Origin of the sequence: Piscinibacter sp., assembly GCF_047600445.1 — a bacterium.
Classification (GTDB): Bacteria; Pseudomonadota; Gammaproteobacteria; order Burkholderiales; family Burkholderiaceae_C; genus Piscinibacter.
Map to the genome: position 1 here is coordinate 1,991,995 of NZ_JASGKT010000002.1, position 18,986 is coordinate 2,010,980.

Here is an 18,986-nt window from a genome sequence, read left to right on the forward strand (position 1 = left end):
GCCCGATGAGCAAAGAACTTCCGCGGGCCGAGGTGCTGTCGATGACGCAGGTGCTGCTGTGCGGCGCCGCGATCGTCACGCTGTCGATGGGCATACGCCACGGCTTCGGGCTGTGGCTGCAACCGGTCACGATGGACCGCGGCTGGACGCGCGAGACCTTCGCCTTCGCGCTCGCGGTGCAGAACCTCGCGTGGGGCCTGGCCGGCCCGTTCGCCGGCGCGCTGGCGGACCGCTTCGGCGCCTTCAGGGTGCTGGTGGCCGGCAGCCTGCTGTACGCGCTGGGCCTGGTGCTGATGGCGCTCGCCACCTCGGGCCTGGCCTTCACCGGCAGCGCCGGGCTGCTGCTGGGCATGGCGCAGGCGGGCACCACCTACGCGGTGGTGTACGGCGTGATCGGCCGCAACGTCGCGCCCGACAAGCGAAGCTGGGCGATGGGCGTGGCCGCCGCGGCCGGCTCGTTCGGCCAGTTCCTGATGGTGCCGGTGGAGAACTGGCTGATCGGCGGCCTGGGCTGGCAGTCGGCGCTGTTCGTGCTCGGCTGCCTGGCGCTGGCCATCGCGCCGCTGGCCTGGGGCCTGAAGGAGCCGCGCCGCGCCGCGGCCGGCGCGTCGCAGCAGAGCCTGGGCGCGGCGCTGCGCGAGGCCTTCGGCTACCCCAGCTTCCGCTGGCTGATGGCGGGCTACTTCGTGTGCGGCTTCCAGGTCGTGTTCATCGGCGTGCACATGCCGAGCTACCTGAAGGACCACGGCCTGACGCCGGACGTGGCCACCACCGCGCTGGCGCTGATCGGCCTGTTCAACGTGTTCGGCACCTACGCCGCCGGCACGCTCGGCCAGCGGCTGCCGAAGAAGTACATCCTCTCGGCCATCTACCTGCTGCGCTCGATCGCCATCGTGATCTTCCTCGCCGCGCCGCTGACGCCGTGGAGCGTCTACGTGTTCTCGGCGGTGATGGGGGTGCTGTGGCTGTCCACCGTGCCGCCCACCAACGCGGTGATCGCGCAAATCTTCGGCGTGCAATACCTGTCGATGCTCGGCGGCTTCGTCTTCCTCAGCCACCAGGTGGGCAGCTTCCTCGGCGTGTGGCTGGGCGGCAAGCTCTACGACGCGACGGGCAACTACGACGTCGTCTGGTGGATCGCCGTCGCGCTGGGCGTGTTCGCCGCGCTCGCCAACCTGCCGGTGCGCGAGCGCGCCATCGAGCGCGCGCCGCAGGCGCGGGTGGCGGCGGCATGAGCTGGCGCCGCAGCCTGGCCTGGGCCGCGGCCGGCGCGGTGCTGCTGCTGGTGTTCGCCGCCTACCTGAAGCCCGATCTGGTGATGACGCTGGCCAACCAGCTCTGGGCCTGCTTCTGATGCACGGCGCGCCCGAGCCCTCGCCCTGGGTGCGGCGCTGGGCGGCGCTGCTGCCGGCCGGCGCCCGCGTGCTCGACGTGGCCTGCGGCGCCGGGCGCCACCTGCGCTGGTTCGCACAGCGCGGCTGCCGCGTCACCGGCGTCGACCGCGACGCGGATGCGCTCGAAGCGCTGCGCGCGCTGGGCGAGGTCGTCGTCGCCGACATCGAGAACGGCCCCTGGCCGCTGGCCGGGCGCCGCTTCGACGCGGTGGTCGTCACCAACTACCTGTGGCGCCCGCTGCTGCCGACGCTGGTGGCCAGCGTCGCCGACGGCGGCGTGCTGGTCTACGAAACCTTCGCCGCCGGCAACGAAACCGTCGGCAAGCCGGCGCGGCCCGACTTCCTGCTGCACCCCGGCGAGTTGCTGCGGGCCGCCGCCGGCCTGCGCGTGGTCGCCTACGAAGACGGCTTCGTCGCCGAGCCGCCACGCTACGTGCAGCGCCTTTGCGCGGTGCGCGAGGCGGCGTCACGCGGCGTTGCGCCGCGCTACCCGCTGTAGCCGGCGGCGGCGCCGGCCGTGCCGGCTAAAATCGCGCGATTCATCAGGACGCCCCATGAAGCCCATTGTTGGAAGCATCGTCGCGCTGGTCACTCCGCTGCACGACGACGGCGCGGTCGACTACGACGGCCTGCGCCGGCTGATCGACTGGCACATCGCGCAAGGCACCGACTGCATCGGCGTGGTCGGCACCACCGGCGAGTCGCCCACCGTCTCGGTCGACGAGCACTGCGAGATCATCCGCGTGTCGGTGGCGCACGCCAAGGGGCGCGTGCCGATCATGGCCGGCACCGGCGGCAATTCCACGCACGAGGCGATCGAGCTGTCGCGCTTCGCCAGGCAGGTCGGCGCGGACTGCACGCTGTCGGTCGTGCCCTACTACAACAAGCCCTCGCAGGAAGGCATCTACCGGCACTTCAAGGCGATCGCCGAGGCGGTGGACATCCCGATGGTGCTGTACAACGTGCCCGGCCGCACCGTCGCGGACATGCAGCCCGAGACCGCCATCCGCTGCGCCGCGCTGCCCGGCGTGATCGGCGTGAAGGAGGCCAGCGGCAACATCGAGCGCGCGCAGTGGCTGATCAAGCAGGCGCCCAAGGGCTTCTCGATCTACTCGGGCGACGACGGCACCGCCGTGGCGCTGATGCTGCTCGGCGGCCAGGGCAACGTGAGCGTCACCGCCAACGTCGCGCCCAAGGCGATGCACGAGCTGTGCGTCGCGGCCATCGAAGGCCGCGTGCGCGAGGCCACCGCGATCCAGATGCGCCTGCTCGCGCTGCACAAGGCGCTGTTCTGCGAGCCGAGCCCGGCGCCCACCAAGTGGGCGATGAAACGCCTCGGCCTGACCGGCGACGCGGTGCGCCTGCCCATCACGCCGCTCACGCCGGCTGGCGAGCAGCAGGTCGAGCAGGCGCTGCGCGAGGCCGCGCTGCTGTGATTCTTGTTCACCGGAGCCGCGCGGCCAACACCGCCGCCGCGGCCCTCTCGGAGATGCTTCCCGTGACCCGTCCCTTCGCCCTTTCGCCGCTGCGCGGCGCCGCCCTCGCGCTGTCCTTCGCCCTGCTGGCGGGCTGCTCGTCGATCGAGAACCTCGTCTCCGGCGACAAGCTCGACTACCGCACCCAGGGCAACCGCACGCCGGGCCTGGAAGTGCCGCCCGACCTGACGCAGCTCGCGCGCGATTCGCGCTACGCGCCCAGCGGCGGCGCCGTGAGCGCCTCGACGATCCAGAACGCGCCCGCCGCGACGGGCGCCGCCGTGCAGCAGACCGCCGGCACGGTGGCGCCGACGCAGATCGGCCAGACACGCATCGAGCGCGAGGGCAACCAGCGCTGGCTGGTCAGCCCGCTGACGCCCGAACAGCTCTGGCCGCGCCTGCAGGCCTTCTGGAAGGACATGGGCTTCGCGCTCGTGATCGACCAGTCGGCCACCGGCGTCATGGAAACCGAGTGGAACGAGAACCGCGCCAAGCTGCCGCAGGACATCATCCGGCGCACCATCGGGCGCGTGTTCGATTCGGCCTACTCGACCGGCGAGCTCGACAAGTTCCGCACCCGCGTCGAGCGCACCGCCGCCGGCAGCGAGGTCTACATCAGCCACCGCGGCGCCGAGGAGATCTACACCAGCCAGTTGAAGGACTCCACCGCCTGGCAGCCGCGCGCGTCCGATCCGCAGCTCGAGGCGGCCTTCCTGGCGCGCCTGATGCAGAAGCTCGGCGCCACCGAGGAAGCCGCGCAGGCGGCGGTGGCCAACGCGCCGGCCGCGCCGACGCGCGCGCGCATCGTGGCCGGCCAGAGCGCCGCGACGCTGCAGGTCGACGACAACTTCGACCGCGCCTGGCGCCGCGTCGGCCTGGCGCTGGACCGCAGCGGCTTCACGGTCGAGGACCGCGACCGCGCGCAAGGCCTGTATTTCGTGCGCTACGTCGACCCGAAGGACATCGGCAAGAGCGAACCCGGCTTCTTCGCCAAGCTGTTCGGCAAGGGCGACGCCGCCTCCGGCCCGCAGCGCTACCGCATCCAGGTCAAGGGCGACGGCGAGCGCAGCAACGTGGCGGTGCTCAACGCGCAGGGTGCGCCGGAAGCCGGCGAGACCGGCCAGCGCATCGTCGGCCTGCTGTTGGATGAACTGAAGTAGGCCTGCGCCGGCCGCGCCGATGCGCTTTTGCAGCCTCGGCAGCGGCAGCGCCGGCAACGCCACCGTCGTCGAGGCGCGCGACGGCGCGCGGCGGCACCGGGTGCTGATCGACTGCGGCTTCTCGCTGCGCGAGTTGGAACTGCGCCTGGCGCGCGTCGGCCTGCAGGCGGCCGACCTGCACGCGATCTTCATCACCCACGAGCACGGCGACCACGTCGGCTGCGCGGCGCTGCTGGCGCGGCGCTACCGCCTGCCGCTGTGGACCAGCCGCGGCACCTGGCGCGCGATCGGCGCCGACGCCGAGGGCCTGGACCTGCGCTTCGCGCGCGACGGCGAGGCCATCGCCGTCGGCGCACTGCAACTGCTGCCCTTCACCGTGCCGCACGACGCCGCCGAGCCGCTGCAACTGCGCTGCGGCGACGGCGCCGCGAGCCTGGGCGTGCTGACCGACGTGGGCTCGATCACCACCCACCTGCTGGAGCGCCTGCGCGGCTGCGACGCGCTGCTGCTCGAATGCAACCACGACGCGGAGCTGCTGGCGCGCTCGCGCTACCCGGCCTCGCTGAAGGCGCGCATCGGCGGCAGCCACGGGCACCTGTCCAACGCGACGGCGGCGCGCATCCTGGCCGAATGCCTGCACGGCGGGCTGCGCCACGTCGTCGCGGCACACCTGAGCGAGCAGAACAACACGCCCGCGCTGGCGCGCGCCGCGCTCGCCGCGGCCTGCGGCGCGGCGGCGTCGGACATCGTCGCGGCCGACCCGGCCGAAGGCTTCGACTGGCTCGACCTGGGCTGAAAACAAAAAGGCCGCCTCGCGGCGGCCTTTCGGTATCCGGCGAAGCGGATTACTTCGGCGCGGCGGCGGCAGCGGCCGAAGCGGCTTCGGCCACGGCGTTGGCGGCAGCATTGGCAGCGGCGGTGGCGGCACCCGACGCGGCATCGGCCACGGCGGCGGCAGCGCCCGACGCGGCATCGGTAACGGCGGCGGCGGCACCCGAAGCAGCCTCGGCCACGGCGGCGGCCGGGGCGGTCACGGCGGCGGGAGCGGCCGGCGCAGCGGCTTCTTCCTTCTTGCCGCAGGCGGCCAGGGCGACAGCGGCAACCACGGAAGCCAGCAGAACGGTCTTCTTCATACTTGTGTCCTCAACATCAAAGAGTCGAACAATTACCGGTAATTGCAGGATCCCTCCGATCAGCAGAGACCCATCCCCCAGATCCGCGGGGCTCGAATACCCGACATGATCAGCCCTTGATTATAGCCAAACCTAGGGAACACCCTAGAGTCCCAGGGTGGTGGCCGGAAACGCCTCTGCCGCGCGTTGCAAAACCGCATCAATCGCCTCGCGCCACTGCAGCTCGTCGGCCTTGTCGCGCGTGGCCACGCCGCGGTAGTGCACGCGGTCGTGCAGGCGCACCGAGAGCAGCCCCGGCACCAGCAGGATGCTGGGCATCTGCCCGGCTTCGAGTTCGTTGTTGGCGCGGCAATGCACCACGTGCGAGAACTGGCGCCGCCACGTGACCCAGCGCGCCTGGCGCGCGAGCGCATCGAAGCTGCGCGCGACGATGGTGAAGCTGCGGTGCGCCGCGGCCCAGTGCGTCAGGTCGTCGACGACGGCCTTCTCGCCCAGCGGCCATTCGGCGAAGTCGTCGTCGACCAGCCAGATCTCGCGGCAGCCGACCAGCGCCGCCTCGGCCAGCGCGCCGCGCACCGCGTTCTGGAAATCGCCGCGCGACTCGATCATCGCGCGTGTTGCTTCTTCGCTCATCGCTCGTCCTCCTGGCCGTCGCCGGCATGCAGCCAGCCGGCCTGCGCCCACTGGCCGATCACCTCGTGCGCATCATCGCTCAGCGCCGCGACCTCGTGCGCCGCGAGCACGCGCCGGTCGGCCAGCCGGCGCATCAGCGCGGCGTCGCGCCCGCCGGCGCGGAACGACTCGCCGTTGACGTAGACGTGGCGCGCGTCGTGCAGCATGCGCGTGCGCCGGTCGAGCCGCACGGCGCACGCACGCGCCAGCGGCGCGCCGGCATCGAACCACACGCCCGGCTTGGGCTCGCTGAGCACCTCGCCGAGCGCGACCTCGAAGCCGCCCTGCGCCTTCAGCCAGCGCGCCAGCGCGTCGCGCGCGAAGTCCTGCAACGGCGCGGGAATACGCCCCGGCGCCGTGACCGCCGGCTGCGCCGGGTCGCGGTAGATGCGGCCGCCGTTGTCACCTTCGTCGCCCTCGTCGGCATCGAGCGCGCGCTGCAACAGTTCGCGCGCGATCTCGTCGGCGCCAGCCGAGCGGAAGCCGATCGAGCAGGTCATGCACTCGCCCTCGGCGATGCCGTCGTGCGCCCAGCCCGGCGGCAGGTAGAGCATGTCGCCCGGCTCGAGCAGCCACTCCTGCTCGGGCACGAAGTTGGTCAGGATCTTCAGCGGCACGCCGGCTTGCAGTTCGGGCCGCGCCAGGCGGCCGATGCGCCAGCGCCGCCGGCCGTGGATCTGCAGCAGGAACACGTCGTAGGAATCGAAGTGCGGCCCGACACCGCCGCCGTCGGTGGCGTAGGACACCATCACGTCGTCCAGGCGCGCGTCGGGCACGAAGCGGAAGCGTTCGAGCACGGCGCGGGCGCGCTCCAGGTGCAGGTCCAGGCCCTGCACCAGCAGGCTCCAGCCGCCCTGCGCCAGCGGCGGCAGCGCGCGGCGCGGCAGCGGGCCGTGGCGCAGCGTCCAGTCGCGGCCGCGGCGCACGATCAGGCGCGATTCGACGGCATCGCCGGCGGCCAGCGCGAACAGCTCGGCGCGCGAGACGAAGGGCGCCTCCATCGGCAGCGCCCGGCGCACCAGCAGCGGCTTCTTGTGCCAGTGGCGGCGCATGAAGCGCTCGGGCGAAAGGCCGGCCAGCAGCGGCGTCGGCGCGGTGATGTCGATGGGGTGCATGGAGAGTCCTCGGGGGCGATTGTGCGATCATCCCGCGATGCTGATCACCGCCCCCTGCGTCGTCACGCTGACCTGGCGCCTCGAGGACACCCAAGGCAACCTGATCGACGAACTCGCCGAGCCGCTGGAGTTCTTCTACGGCGGCGAAGACTTGCTGGAGAAGGTGGAAGAAGCGCTGGCCGAGCAGACCACCGGCTTCCACGCCGTGCTGCACCTCGAACCCGAGCATGCCTTCGGCGACTACGACCCCGCACTGGTGTTCTTCGAGCCGCGCGGCGTGCTGCCCGAGGGCGTCGAGCCCGGCATGCAGTTCGACGGCCCGCCGCCGGGCGCCAAAACGCCGGGGCTGCGCCCCGACGCGATCTACACCGTCACCGAGGTCTACCCCGAGCACGTGGTGCTCGACGGCAACCATCCGCTGGCCGGCATCGCGCTGCGGCTGGACCTGACGGTGCGCGACGTGCGCGACGCGAGCGACGAGGAAATCGAGGCCGGCAGCGTCGGCAGCTCGGCCTTCACGGTGCTCAACACCGCGCCGCCGGGCTCGCCGCTGCACTGAGATCCGCGTCAGTGCTTTCCCGTTGAGCCAAAACCGCCCTCGCCGCGCTGCGATTCGCCGAATTCCTCCACGCGCCGGAACGCCGCCTGCACCACCGGCACGATGACGAGTTGCGCGATGCGCTCCATCGGGTTGATCGTGAAGGCGGCGGCGCCACGATTCCAGCAGCTCACCATCAGCGGGCCCTGGTAGTCGGAGTCGATCAGGCCGACCAGGTTGCCCAGCACGATGCCGTGCTTGTGGCCCAGGCCCGAGCGCGGCAGGATCAGCGCGGCCAGGCCCGCGTCGGCGATGTGGATCGCGATGCCGGTGGGGATCAATTCGGACTGCCCCGGCGCCAGCACCAGCGGCGCATCCAGGCAGGCGCGCAGGTCCAGGCCGGCGCTGCCGGGCGTCGCATACGCGGGCAGTTGCCCGGCCATGCGGGCGTCGAGCACTTTGAGGTCGATGGTGGTCATGTCTCGTCGGAAGCGATGCGCGCGGCGATCTCGGCCACCAGCGCGCGCGCCAGGCTGAGCTTGTCGGCGCGCGGCAGTTCGCGGTGGCCGTTCGCGTCGACCAGCGTCAGCGCATTGTCGTCCTGGCCGAAGGTGGCGGGCCCGAGGTTGCCGACGATCAGCGGCACGTTCTTGCGCACCAGCTTCTCGCGCGCGTGTTCGAGCAGCTTGTGGCTCTCGGCCGCGAAACCGACGCAGTAAGGCCGGTCGGGCAGCCGGGCCACCGCGGCGAGGATGTCGGCGTTCTCGGCCAGCTCGAAGCTCGGCGCGACCTTCTTGCCGTCCTTCTTGATCTTGTGCTCGGCCAGCGTGGCCGGGCGCCAGTCGGCCACCGCTGCGGTGGCGACGAACACGTCGTGCCGGGCCGCGATCGGCAGCACCGCGTCGTGCATCTGCTGCGCGCTGCGCACGTCGATGCGCGTCACGTGGCGCGGCGTCGTCAGGTGCACCGGGCCGGCCACCAGCGTCACCTCGGCGCCGGCCTGCGCGGCGGCGCGCGCGATCGCGAAGCCCATCTTGCCGCTGGACAGGTTGGTGATGCCGCGCACCGGGTCGATCGCCTCGAAGGTCGGCCCCGCGGTGATCAGCACGCGCTTGCCCAGCAGCGCCTTGGGCTGGAAGAAGGCGACCAGCTCGTCGAGCAGTTCCTCGGGTTCGAGCATGCGGCCGTCGCCGACCTCGCCGCAGGCCTGGTCGCCGCAGCCCGGGCCCAGCACCGTCGCGCCGTCGGCGCGCAGTTGCGCGAAGTTGCGCTGCGTGGCCGGGTGCGCCCACATCTCGCGGTTCATCGCCGGCGCCACCAGCAGGGGGCAGCGCTCGATCGGGCGCGCCAGGCACAGCAGGCTCAGCAGGTCGTCGGCGCGGCCGTGCAGCAGCTTGGCGACGAAGTCTGCGCTGGCCGGCGCCACCAGCACCGCGTCGGCCTCGCGCGTGAGGTTGATGTGCGCCATGTTGTTGGGCGCGCGCGCGTCCCACTGGCTGGCGTAGACCTCGCGGTTGGACAGCGCCTGCAGCGTCACCGGGGTGATGAAGTGCTGCGCCGCCTCGGTCATCACCACCTGCACGCTGGCGCCCTCCTTGACCAGCGCGCGCACCAGCTCGGCCGACTTGTAGCAGGCGATGCCGCCCGACAGCCCGAGCACGATGCGCCGGCCGGCGAGCTGGCCCGGCGTGCTCATGGGCGGGCCTCGCCGCGGAAACGGGCCGAAAAAGGCATGACGTGGACGCAAAGACCGATCTGCATGGTGCGGCGCATTATTCATCAGCGCGCGCATCGCCTATAACCGCACGCGCGGCAAGGAACATCGAACCTGCCGCGAACACAAGTACATTCGCGGGCCCATGACCATCGACACGCTGACCCACGCCGCCGTCCCGGCCTCGGCCGCCTCCGCGCCGCTGTGGACGCTCGACGGGCTGCGCGCCGCCGATCCGGTGCTCGGCCTGGCGCTGCTGATGCTGGTGGCGGTGCTGCTGGCCGAGACGCTGCACCGCACCTGGCGGCTGCCGCGCATCTGCGGCCACATGCTGACCGGCGCCGTGGCCGGGCCGGTGATGCTGCGGCTGTTCCAGGGCCTGGAACTCGACCCGTGGAAGCCGCTGATCGACCTGGCGATCGGCGCGCTGCTGTTCGAGCTGGGCACGCGCATCCGCCCGCGCTGGCTGCTCGACAACCCCTGGCTCGCGGCGAGCGCGCTGCTGCAGGCGCTGCTGGCGGGCCTGTTCGTCACCGTGGCGCTGAAGTGGCTGGGCGCACCCTGGCTCACCGCGGCGGTGGCCGGCACGGTGGCGGCCTCGACCTCGCCGGTGATCGTGCTGGCGGTCAGCCACGAGGCGCGCTCGCGCGGCCAGGTCACCGAGCGGCTGCTGATGATGTCGGCCTTCAACGCCGTCGTCGCGGTGGTCGGGCTCAAGGTGCTGCGCATCGTGCTGGCCTCCGACAGCGGCACGCCGGCCGAGGAGTTCACGCGCGCCTCGATCAGCGCGCTGTGGGTGATCAGCGGCTCCTTCCTGCTCGGCGTGGCCTGCGGCATGGTGCTCGACCGCCTCAGCCCGCTGGTGCGCGACACGCCGGCGATGCCGGTGCTGCAGATCGCGCTGGTGATCATCGCCAGCATGCTGGCCGCGCAGTGGACGCTGTCGCCGCTGCTCGCGCTGCTGGTGGCCGGCATGACGGCGCGCGCGCGCATGAAACACGCGCTGACGGTGGAGCCGCACCTCGGCTCGGCCGGCGCGGTGCTCAACGTGCTGCTGTTCATCTGCCTGGGCCTGCTGTTCACGCTCGACGGCCTGGCCACCCTGTGGCCGTGGGTGCTCGTGATCGTGCTGGCGCGGCTGGCCGGCACCGCGGCGGCGATCGGCGCGCTGGCGCGGCTCAGCGGGCTCAGCCTGAAGCAGGCCGGCGCGCTGACGCTCGCCCTGCAGCCGATGAGCAGCCTGGCGGTGCTGCTGGCGGCCGACACCTTCGGCTGGAGCGCGCAGCTTCCGGGCACGCACACGCCCACCGTGCAGGCGCTGCTGCTGGCCACCACGCTGATGCAGGTGACCGGCCCGATCTGGACCCAGCTCTCGCTGCGCCGCCTCGTGCACGAAACGAACGAAAGCCGCTGACACCATGGCCTTGCAGCCCTTCACCGTATCCGAGCCGCTGACGCTGGGCGTCGAGCTGGAGCTGCAGCTCGTCAGCACGCACGACTTCGACCTCGCGCCGCAGGCCGAGGACCTGCTGCGCGTGCTGGCCAACCACAGCGGCGCCTGGGACGTGAAGCCCGAGATCACGCGCAGCATGATCGAGATCGGCACCTCGATCCAGCGCCAGCACGGCACGCTTGTCGCCGAGCTGCGAGACCTGCGCGACCAGCTCGCGCGCGGCGCGCGCAAGCTCAACATCGGCATCGCCGGCGGCGGCACGCACGCCTACCAGCACTGGAGCGAGCAGAAGATCTTCCCCGGCGAGCGCTTCCACTACATCAGCGAGCTGTACGGCTACCTCGCCAAGCAGTTCACCGTGTTCGGCCAGCACGTGCACGTCGGCTGCGAGGATGGCGACCGCGCGCTGTGGCTGCTGCATTCGCTCAGCCGCTACGTTCCCCATTTCATCGCGCTGTCGGCCTCGTCGCCCTACGTGCAGGGCGTGGACACCGGCTTCGACTCGGCGCGCCTGAACTCGGTGTTCGCCTTCCCGCTGTCGGGCCGCGCGCCGTTCTGCCTCGGCTGGGACGAGTTCGAGAAGTTCTTCGACAAGATGACCAGCACCGGCGTGGTCAACTCGATGAAGGACTTCTACTGGGACATCCGCCCCAAGCCCGAGTTCGGCACCATCGAGCTGCGCGTGTGCGACACGCCGCTGACGGTGGAGAAGGCCGCCGCGCTGGCCTGCTACCTGCAATGCATCTGCCGCCACCTGCGCGAGCAGCGGCCCTTCGAGCCCTCGGAGGACGACTACCTCGTCTACACCTTCAACCGCTTCCAGGCCTGCCGCTTCGGGCTCGACGGCGAGATCGTCGACCCCAAGACCAAGGAGCGCCACCGCCTGCGCGACGACATCCTGCGCACGCTGGCGCGCGTCGACGAGCACGCGCTCGACCTGCAGGCGCTCGACGCCTCCAACCTGATCCGCGACAGCCTGTTCGCCGGCAACGACGCGCAATGGCTGCGCGGCCAGCGCGCCGGCGGCCGGCCGCTGTCGGCGGTGGTGGAAGCCGCGGCGCAGCGCTGGATGGGCGCATGACGCTGCGCGCCACCCTCCCCGCGCTGGCGCTCGCGCTCGCCGCCTGTGCTTCGGCGCCGCCGCCGCTGCCCGACGCGCAGGTGCTGGTGTTCGGCGAGCAGCACGACCAGCCCGACCACCAGCGCCAGACCGCGCAGGCCGTCGCGCAGCTCGCCGCCGAGGGACGGCTGGCCGCGCTGGTGATCGAGATGGCCGAGCGCGGCCGCAGCAGCGCCGGCCTGCCGCGCGACGCCAACGCGGCGCAGGTGCGCGAGGCGCTCGCCTGGAGCGGCTGGGAGTGGCCGGCCTACGAAGGCGTGGTGATGACGGCGGTGCGCGCCGGCGTGCCGGTGCTGGGCGGCAACCTGCCGCGCGCACAGATGCGCGCGGCCATGGCCGACGCCGGCCGCGACGCGCTGCTCGACGCCGGCGTGCGCGAGAAGCTCGCGAGCGCGGTGCGCGACGGCCACTGCGGCCTGCTGCCGGCCGCGCAGGAGCCCGGCATGGTGCGCATCCAGATCGGGCGCGACCAGAGCATGGCCGAGACCGTGGCCGCCGCGCTGCGCCCCGGCCAGCGTGTCGTGCTGCTGACCGGCGCGCAGCACGCCTCGCGCGACCGCGGCGTGCCGCTGCACCTGTCGCTGCGCGAAGGCGCGCCCAGCACGCACGTGGTGATCTTCGGCCCGGGCGCGAACGGCCTGGCGGCCGACGAGCTGCGCAGCGCGAAGTTCAAGCCGCGGCCCGACCCCTGCGAGGGGCTGGCGGAGCGGTTGAAGAAGAAACCGGCGGCGTAGACCTCCGCTCGCCATGAGCCTGCCCTTCGACACGGGCCTTCGGCAAGCTCAGGCCCTGCTCAGGATGATCGGAAGGAGACCCCGCTCGCCCTGAGCCTGCCCTTCGACACGGGCCTTCGACAAGCTCAGGCCCTGCTCAGGATGATCGGAAGGAGACCCCGCTCGCCCTGAGCCTGTCGAAGGGCTTCGACAAGCTCAGCCCGAACGGGGTCTATCCTCTCTATCCGATCTCAGGCGCGCTCGGCCACCCAGCCCTGCACCGACGCAAGCGCCGCGCCCAGCTTGGCGGGCTCGGTGCCACCGGCCATCGCCATGTCGGGCTTGCCGCCACCCTTGCCGCCGACCTGCTGGGCGACGAAGTTGACCAGCTCGCCGGCCTTGAGCTTCCCGACCGCATCGCTGGTCACGCCGGCGGCGAGCTGCACCTTGCCGCCTTCCACCGTGGCCAGCACGATGGCGGCGCTCTTGAGCTTGTCCTTGAGCTTGTCGAGCGTCTCGCGCAGCGCCTTGGCGTCGGCGCCGTCGAGCTGCGCGGCCAGCACCTTCAGACCCTTGACGTCCACCGCGCGGGCGAGCAGCTCGTCGCCCTGCGAGGACGCGAGCTTGCCCTTCAGCGCCGCCAGCTCCTTCTCCAGGGCCTTGACCTGATCGAGCACCTGCGCCAGGCGCGCAGGCACCTCGGCGGGCGCCGCCTTGAGCGTGCCGGCGATGGCGTTGACCGTGCCTTCCAGCGATTGCAGGTAGGCCAGCGCGTTGTTGCCGGTCACCGCCTCGACGCGCCGGATGCCTGCCGCCACGCCGCTCTCGGCGACGATCTTGAACAGCCCGATGTCGCCGGTGCGCTGCACGTGCGTGCCGCCGCACAGCTCGCGGCTGCTGCCGATGTCGAGCACCCGCACCTCGTCGCCGTACTTCTCGCCGAACAGCATCATCGCGCCGGACTTCTGCGCTTCGTCTATGGGCATCACGCGCGCCTGCGTCGCCGCGTTGGCGAGGATCTCGGCATTGACGATCGCCTCGATGCGCTCGATCTGCGCCTCGGTCACCGGCGCGTTGTGCGCGAAGTCGAAGCGCGTGCGTTCGGCGTTGACCAGCGAACCCTTCTGCTGAACGTGGCCGCCCAGCACCTCGCGCAGCGCCTTGTGCATCAAGTGGGTGACGCTGTGGTTGCGCATGGTCCTGGCGCGCTTGTCGGCGTCGACGCGCGCGACGAACTGGTCGCCGATCTCGACCTCGCCCTCGACGATGCGGCCGCTGTGGCCGTGCACCGCCGCCTGCACCTTGATGGTGTCCTCGACGAGCACGCGCGAGCGCGCGTTGCGCAGCTCGCCGCTGTCGCCCGCCTGGCCGCCGCTCTCGGCGTAGAAAGGCGTGTGGTCGAGCACGATCACCACGTCGTCGCCCGCGCGGGCGCTCCGCGCCGGGGTGCCGTCGACGTAGATCGCCGTCACCTTGCTGTGCTCGCACACCAGGTGCTCGTAGCCGTGGAAGGCGGTGGCCGCGCCGTCGTATTCCAGCCCGGCGGCCATCTTGAATTTGCCTGCCGCGCGCGCCTGTTCGCGCTGGCGGTTCATCGCGGCTTCGAAGCCGGCGGAGTCCACCGTCACGCCGCGCTCGCGGCACACGTCGGCGGTCAGGTCGAGCGGGAAGCCGTAGGTGTCGTGCAGCTTGAAGGCGGTCTCGCCGTCGATCTGCTTGGTGCCGCCGGCCAGCGCCGCCTCCAGGATCTCCATGCCGTTGGCGATGGTCTGGAAGAAGCGCTCCTCCTCCTGCTTCAGCACCTCGGTGACGCGCAGCTTCTCGCGCTTCAGCTCGGGGTAGGCCTCGCCCATCTCCTCGACCAGCGGCGCCACCAGCGCGTGGAAGAAGGGCTTGCGCGCACCCAGCTTGTAACCGTGGCGGATGGCGCGCCGCGCGATGCGGCGCAGCACGTAGCCGCGCCCCTCGTTGCCGGGGATCACGCCGTCGGTGACGGTGAAGGTGCAGGCACGGATGTGGTCGGCGATGACCTTCAGCGAAGGCGAATCCTTGTCGCAGTCACCTGCCCCAGCGGCGTCCACGACCCGCTTCGCCGCCGCCAGCAGGTTGACGAACAGGTCGATCTCGTAGTTCGAGTGCACGTGCTGCAAGACGGCCGCGATGCGCTCCAGGCCCATGCCGGTGTCCACGCTCGGCTTGGGCAGCTTGTGCATCACGCCCGCCTCGTCGCGGTTGAACTGCATGAACACGTTGTTCCAGATCTCGATGTAGCGGTCGCCGTCCTCGTCGGGCGAGCCCGGCGGGCCGCCGGGGATCTCGGCTCCGTGGTCGTAGAAGATCTCGGTGCACGGGCCGCAGGGGCCGGTGTCGCCCATCATCCAGAAGTTGTCGGACGCATAACGCGCGCCCTTGTTGTCGCCGATGCGCACGATGCGCTCGGCCGGCACGCCGACCACCTCGTTCCAGATCTGGTAGGCCTCGTCGTCCTCCGCGTACACCGTGACCCAGAGCTTGTCCTCGGGCAGCTCGAAGACCTGGGTCAGCAGTTCCCAGGCATAGCGGATCGCGTCCTTCTTGAAGTAGTCGCCGAAGCTGAAGTTGCCCAGCATCTCGAAGAAGGTGTGGTGCCGCGCGGTGTAGCCCACGTTCTCCAGGTCGTTGTGCTTGCCGCCGGCGCGTATGCACTTCTGCGAGGTGGTGGCGCGGCTGTAGGGCCGCTTGTCGAAGCCGAGGAAGACGTCCTTGAACTGGTTCATCCCGGCGTTGGTGAACAGCAGCGTCGGGTCGTCGCCCGGGATCACCGGGCTGGAGGCCACGATGGCATGGCCCTTGGACTCGAAGAACTTCAGGAACGCTTGGCGGATCTCGGCGGCTTTCATGGGGCGGAATTCTACCGGCCGGCCCCGGGGCATCCGGCCGGCGCAGTACAGTGTCGGGCTGCCTACGGAGACACCACATGGACATGAAGACCTCGCCGCTGGCCACGCTGGCCGACGCCACGCTGCTGAAGACCGACGCCCTCATCGACGGCGCCTGGGTGGCCGGCGCCCGCCGCTTCGCGGTGCACGACCCGGCCACCGGCCAGAAGCTCGCCGAGGTGGCCAACCTCGGCGCGGCCGAGACCGAGGCCGCGCTGAAGGCCGCCGACAAGGCCTGGCCGTCCTGGCGCGCCAAGACCGCGAAGGAACGCGGCGCGATCCTGATGAAGTGGTTCGCGCTGATGCACCAGCACGCCGACGACCTGGCGCGCATCATGACCGCCGAGCAGGGCAAGCCGCTGGCCGAGGCGAAAGGCGAAGTCGGCTACGGCGCCAGCTTCCTCGAATGGTTCGCCGAGGAGGCCAAGCGCGTCTACGGCGAGACCATCCCGACCACCGACGCCAACAAGCGCTACATCGTCGTCAAGCAGGCGATGGGCGTGTGCGCGGCGATCACGCCGTGGAATTTCCCGATCGCGATGATCACGCGCAAGGTCGCGCCGGCGCTGGCCGCGGGCTGCCCGGTGGTGATCAAGCCGGCCGAGCAGACGCCGCTGTCGGCGCTGGCGGTGGCCGAGCTGGCGCAGCGCGCCGGCATGCCGAAGGGCGTGCTGAACATCGTCACCGCCGACGCCGACGACTCCATCGCCGTGGGCAAGGTGCTGTGCGCCAGCGACATCGTGCGGCACCTGTCGTTCACCGGCTCCACCGAGGTCGGCCGCATCCTCGCCGCGCAGTGCGCGACTACGATCAAGAAGCTCAGCCTGGAACTCGGCGGCAACGCGCCCTTCATCGTCTTCGACGACGCCGACATCGACAGCGCGGTCGAGGGCGCGATGGTCAGCAAGTACCGCAACGCCGGCCAGACCTGCGTGTGCGCGAACCGCTTCTACGTGCAGGACGGCGTCTACGACGCCTTCGTGGCGCGGCTGGCCGAGAAGGCCAAGGGCATCAAGGTCGGCAACGGCTTCGAGGCCGGCATCAACCAGGGGCCGCTGATCGACGACCAGGCGATCGGGAAGATCGAGCGCCACGTCGCCGACGCGGTCGGCAAGGGCGCCAAGGTCGTGGTGGGCGGCACCAGGATCGGCGAGCGCTTCTACACGCCGACCGTGCTGGCCGGCGTGACCGGCGACATGCTGTGCGCCCGGGAAGAAACCTTCGGCCCGGTGGCGCCGGTGTTCCGCTTCAAGACCGAGGCCGAGGCGATCGCCGCGGCCAACAACACCGAGTTCGGCCTGGCGAGCTACTTCTACAGCCGCGACGTGGGCCGCATCTTCCGCGTCGGCGAGGCGCTGGAGTACGGCATGGTGGGCATCAACACCGGGCTGATCTCGACGGCGGAAGTGCCCTTCGGCGGCGTCAAGCAATCGGGGCTGGGGCGCGAGGGCTCGCACCACGGCATGGCCGATTACGTCGAGATCAAGTACCTGTGCCTGGGCGACATCCTCGAGTGAGGGCCCGACGCTCTCAGCCGTCGTTGGCCGCCGAACCGCCGAGGCGGCCTTCGGCAGGCGCGGCGGCGGCGAGCGCGGTGGCGCGCGCCAGCAGCGCCTCGGGGTGGGTGCCGTCGCGCACGTGCAGCGCGACGCCCAGCGCGGCGGCCAGCACCTCGTCGTGCCCGGCCACCTGGAACGGCGCGCGCAGCACCGCCAGCAGCTTGGCGCCGACGTGCATCGCATCGTCGGGCGCGAGCAGCGCGGCCAGCAGCACGGCGTAGCTGTCGTCGCCCAGCGAGGCGACCACGTCGCTGGCGCGCACGCCGGCGCGCAGGCGCACCGCCAGCTTGCGGCGCAGCACGTTGGCCGCCTCGCGGCCCAGGCGCGCCGCCACGCGCTCGAAACCCTCGATGCGCAGCACCAGCAGCGCCATCGGCGCCGGCTGGCGCTCGCGCAGCGCGATCAGGTGGCTCATGTGCTCGACCAGTTGCTGCCGGTGCGGCAGCCCGGTGGCGAGGTCGGTGGCGTAGGCCTGGCGCGCGTCGCGCTCGACGCGGCGGCGCTCGACCGCGACGCGCAGCCGCGCGCCGAAGCCGGGCGAGCGCAGATCGTGCGCGCCGACCACGTCGGCCGCGCCCTGGCGCAGCCAGCCGAGCAGCGGCGCCACGCCGTCGCCCTCGGCCACCACCACCAGCGCCGTCGCCGCCGCGTGCGCGGGCAGGTCGGCCAGGCCGGTGCTCTGCGGCATCAGCACCGCATCGAAGTCGCCGGCGTCGAAGGGCATGCCCGAGGGCAGCACGACCACGTCGAACGGGCCGGCGTCCGACACCGCCAGCGCCGCCTGCACGCTCTCGCCGAGCGGCTCGGGCACCAGCACACGCAGCGATTCGAGGCTCATGGCGCGGCTTCCTCCAAGGATGTGCCCGCTAATGTAGCGGCGCGCGGTGCGGGCTAAGGGCCGGTGCGCGCCACCACCGCGGGAACGGCCACGACGCTGGCCGCCGTCAGCACGCCCAGGGCCAGCAGCGTGGCGGGCAGGCCGATGAAGTGCGAGGCATAACCGATCAGCGCCGGCCCCAGCAGCACGCCCAGATAAGCCACCATGCTGGTGGCGGCGACGGCATCCGACGCCGGCATGACCTTCTGCCGCCCGGCGGCCGTCACCAGGATGGGCGCCACGTTGCCCGCCGCCAGGCCGGCCACCGCGATCCCGAGCAGCGCCACGGCCGGCGAGGCCACCAGCGCCGCCACCGCCAGGCCGCCGCCGGCCATCACCACGCCGTGCAACAGCAGCGCCCTGCTCCCCAGCCTGGCCACGAGCCAATCACCCGACAGCCGGCTGACCGTCGTGGCCAGCGAAAACACGGTGTAGCCGATGCCGGCGCGGGACACGTCCACGCCCTTGAAATCGGACAGCAGGATCGCGCCCCAGTCGAGCACCGCACCCTCGACCAGGAAGATCGTGAACAGCAGCAGCCCGATGACGACGACGATGCCGCGCGGCATCACGAAGCCCGTGGCCTCGGCCGCCTTGCGCGTCGGCAGAAAACCGGACGCGGCCGCGACGATGGCCGCCAGCATCACGGCGGAAGCGACGAAGGCCGCCGTCGTGATGCTCACGCCCATGCCGATCGCCAGCGTCATGCCCGCCGTGCCCACCAGCCCGCCGATGCTGTACAGGCCGTGGAAGCCGGACATCAGGGGCACGCCGGCCGCATCCTGGACCTCGATGCCGTGGATGTTGGCGGCGACATCGACCACGCCGCAGGCCGCGCCCAGCAGCAGCAGGCTCGCCGCCAGCAGGTAGGCGTGGGCCATGGTGAGGGCCAGCATCGGCAGCGCGACGACCACCCCCAGCGCGCCCGCGACCACGGTGACACGAAGCCCCTTGCGGGCCACCCCGGCGCCGGCCGCGAACATGCCGATCAAGGCGCCCAGCCCGAGGCACAGCAGGATGCTGCCCAGCGTGGCGGAATCGGCCTGCAGCCGCTGCGCCGCGAAGGGCACCATCGGCGCCCAGCACGCGAGGCCGAAGCCGCCGATGAAGATCGCGAGCCGGGTGGCTCGCTTGGCGCCGTTCAA

The 18,986-nt window shown here is 71.7% G+C and carries 19 protein-coding genes; 11 read left to right on the top strand and 8 right to left on the bottom strand.

Features of this window, described 5'->3' with window-relative positions:
* The first annotated feature begins 5 nt into the window (after window positions 1-5).
* From QM792_RS13490 to QM792_RS13515, 6 genes are read left to right on the top strand one after another with little or no spacing between them, the layout of a single operon-like run.
* Entirely contained in the window at window positions 6-1,235 is a 1,230-nt protein-coding gene (locus QM792_RS13490) for an MFS transporter (RefSeq protein ID WP_415150621.1), read from the top strand.
* Entirely contained in the window at window positions 1,232-1,354 is a 123-nt protein-coding gene (locus QM792_RS13495; protein WP_415150622.1) for a hypothetical protein, read from the top strand. The genes QM792_RS13490 and QM792_RS13495 overlap by 4 nt, the downstream gene beginning before the upstream one ends.
* Window positions 1,354-1,893, top strand: a complete 540-nt coding sequence (locus QM792_RS13500; RefSeq protein ID WP_415150623.1) for a class I SAM-dependent methyltransferase — start codon at window positions 1,354-1,356, stop codon at window positions 1,891-1,893. Before QM792_RS13495 ends, QM792_RS13500 begins: the two co-directional genes overlap by 1 nt.
* Before the next feature lie 55 nt (window positions 1,894-1,948).
* Window positions 1,949-2,830 (top strand): 4-hydroxy-tetrahydrodipicolinate synthase, encoded by an 882-nt coding sequence (gene dapA, locus QM792_RS13505; RefSeq protein WP_415150624.1) that lies wholly within the window; start codon window positions 1,949-1,951, stop codon window positions 2,828-2,830.
* Window positions 2,831-2,883: 53 nt separating this feature from the next.
* Window positions 2,884-4,029 carry an outer membrane protein assembly factor BamC gene (gene bamC / locus QM792_RS13510; RefSeq protein WP_415150625.1) on the top strand — a complete coding sequence of 382 codons (1,146 nt, stop codon included), beginning with the start codon at window positions 2,884-2,886 and terminating at the stop codon, window positions 4,027-4,029.
* Between the two features lie 19 nt (window positions 4,030-4,048).
* Window positions 4,049-4,825 (top strand): MBL fold metallo-hydrolase, encoded by a 777-nt coding sequence (locus QM792_RS13515; RefSeq protein ID WP_415150626.1) that lies wholly within the window; start codon window positions 4,049-4,051, stop codon window positions 4,823-4,825.
* Between the two features lie 49 nt (window positions 4,826-4,874).
* Here the strand turns inward: QM792_RS13515 and QM792_RS13520 are convergent, their stop codons facing one another.
* The 3 genes from QM792_RS13520 to QM792_RS13530 form a co-directional block, all read right to left on the bottom strand.
* Window positions 4,875-5,162, bottom strand: a complete 288-nt coding sequence (locus tag QM792_RS13520) for a hypothetical protein (protein ID WP_415150627.1) — start codon at window positions 5,160-5,162, stop codon at window positions 4,875-4,877.
* A gap of 144 nt (window positions 5,163-5,306) precedes the next feature.
* Window positions 5,307-5,795, bottom strand: a complete 489-nt coding sequence (locus QM792_RS13525; protein WP_415150628.1) for a hypothetical protein — start codon at window positions 5,793-5,795, stop codon at window positions 5,307-5,309.
* Window positions 5,792-6,940 (bottom strand): JmjC domain-containing protein, encoded by a 1,149-nt coding sequence (locus QM792_RS13530; RefSeq protein WP_415151630.1) that lies wholly within the window; start codon window positions 6,938-6,940, stop codon window positions 5,792-5,794. Before QM792_RS13530 ends, QM792_RS13525 begins: the two co-directional genes overlap by 4 nt.
* Before the next feature lie 46 nt (window positions 6,941-6,986).
* Between QM792_RS13530 and QM792_RS13535 the strand changes: the two genes are divergently transcribed.
* On the top strand, window positions 6,987-7,508 hold the full coding sequence (locus QM792_RS13535) for an FKBP-type peptidyl-prolyl cis-trans isomerase (RefSeq protein WP_415150629.1): 522 nt from the start codon (window positions 6,987-6,989) through the stop codon (window positions 7,506-7,508).
* Window positions 7,509-7,516: 8 nt separating this feature from the next.
* Here QM792_RS13535 and dut read toward each other — a convergent pair whose 3' ends face one another.
* Window positions 7,517-7,966 carry a dUTP diphosphatase gene (gene dut, locus QM792_RS13540; protein ID WP_415150630.1) on the bottom strand — a complete coding sequence of 150 codons (450 nt, stop codon included), beginning with the start codon at window positions 7,964-7,966 and terminating at the stop codon, window positions 7,517-7,519.
* Window positions 7,963-9,183, bottom strand: coding sequence for a bifunctional phosphopantothenoylcysteine decarboxylase/phosphopantothenate--cysteine ligase CoaBC (gene coaBC / locus QM792_RS13545; RefSeq protein ID WP_415150631.1), 1,221 nt, complete (start codon window positions 9,181-9,183; stop codon window positions 7,963-7,965). Before coaBC ends, dut begins: the two co-directional genes overlap by 4 nt.
* Before the next feature lie 163 nt (window positions 9,184-9,346).
* Between coaBC and QM792_RS13550 the strand changes: the two genes are divergently transcribed.
* From QM792_RS13550 to QM792_RS13560, 3 genes are read left to right on the top strand one after another with little or no spacing between them, the layout of a single operon-like run.
* Window positions 9,347-10,615, top strand: coding sequence for a cation:proton antiporter (locus QM792_RS13550; RefSeq protein ID WP_415150632.1), 1,269 nt, complete (start codon window positions 9,347-9,349; stop codon window positions 10,613-10,615).
* Between the two features lie 4 nt (window positions 10,616-10,619).
* The gene (locus QM792_RS13555; RefSeq protein WP_415150633.1) at window positions 10,620-11,735 is read left to right on the top strand and encodes a YbdK family carboxylate-amine ligase; all 1,116 of its coding nucleotides are present in this window, start codon (window positions 10,620-10,622) and stop codon (window positions 11,733-11,735) included.
* Window positions 11,732-12,508 carry a ChaN family lipoprotein gene (locus QM792_RS13560; protein WP_415150634.1) on the top strand — a complete coding sequence of 259 codons (777 nt, stop codon included), beginning with the start codon at window positions 11,732-11,734 and terminating at the stop codon, window positions 12,506-12,508. The genes QM792_RS13555 and QM792_RS13560 overlap by 4 nt, the downstream gene beginning before the upstream one ends.
* A gap of 230 nt (window positions 12,509-12,738) precedes the next feature.
* Here QM792_RS13560 and alaS read toward each other — a convergent pair whose 3' ends face one another.
* Entirely contained in the window at window positions 12,739-15,366 is a 2,628-nt protein-coding gene (alaS, locus tag QM792_RS13565; RefSeq protein WP_415150635.1) for an alanine--tRNA ligase, read from the bottom strand.
* Window positions 15,367-15,443: 77 nt separating this feature from the next.
* Between alaS and QM792_RS13570 the strand changes: the two genes are divergently transcribed.
* On the top strand, window positions 15,444-16,922 hold the full coding sequence (locus QM792_RS13570) for an NAD-dependent succinate-semialdehyde dehydrogenase (protein ID WP_415150636.1): 1,479 nt from the start codon (window positions 15,444-15,446) through the stop codon (window positions 16,920-16,922).
* Between the two features lie 13 nt (window positions 16,923-16,935).
* Here QM792_RS13570 and QM792_RS13575 read toward each other — a convergent pair whose 3' ends face one another.
* Complete coding sequence (locus QM792_RS13575; RefSeq protein WP_415150637.1) at window positions 16,936-17,802, bottom strand: diguanylate cyclase domain-containing protein; 867 nt, start codon at window positions 17,800-17,802, stop codon at window positions 16,936-16,938.
* A gap of 53 nt (window positions 17,803-17,855) precedes the next feature.
* On the bottom strand, window positions 17,856-18,986 hold the full coding sequence (locus QM792_RS13580) for an MFS transporter (RefSeq protein ID WP_415150638.1): 1,131 nt from the start codon (window positions 18,984-18,986) through the stop codon (window positions 17,856-17,858).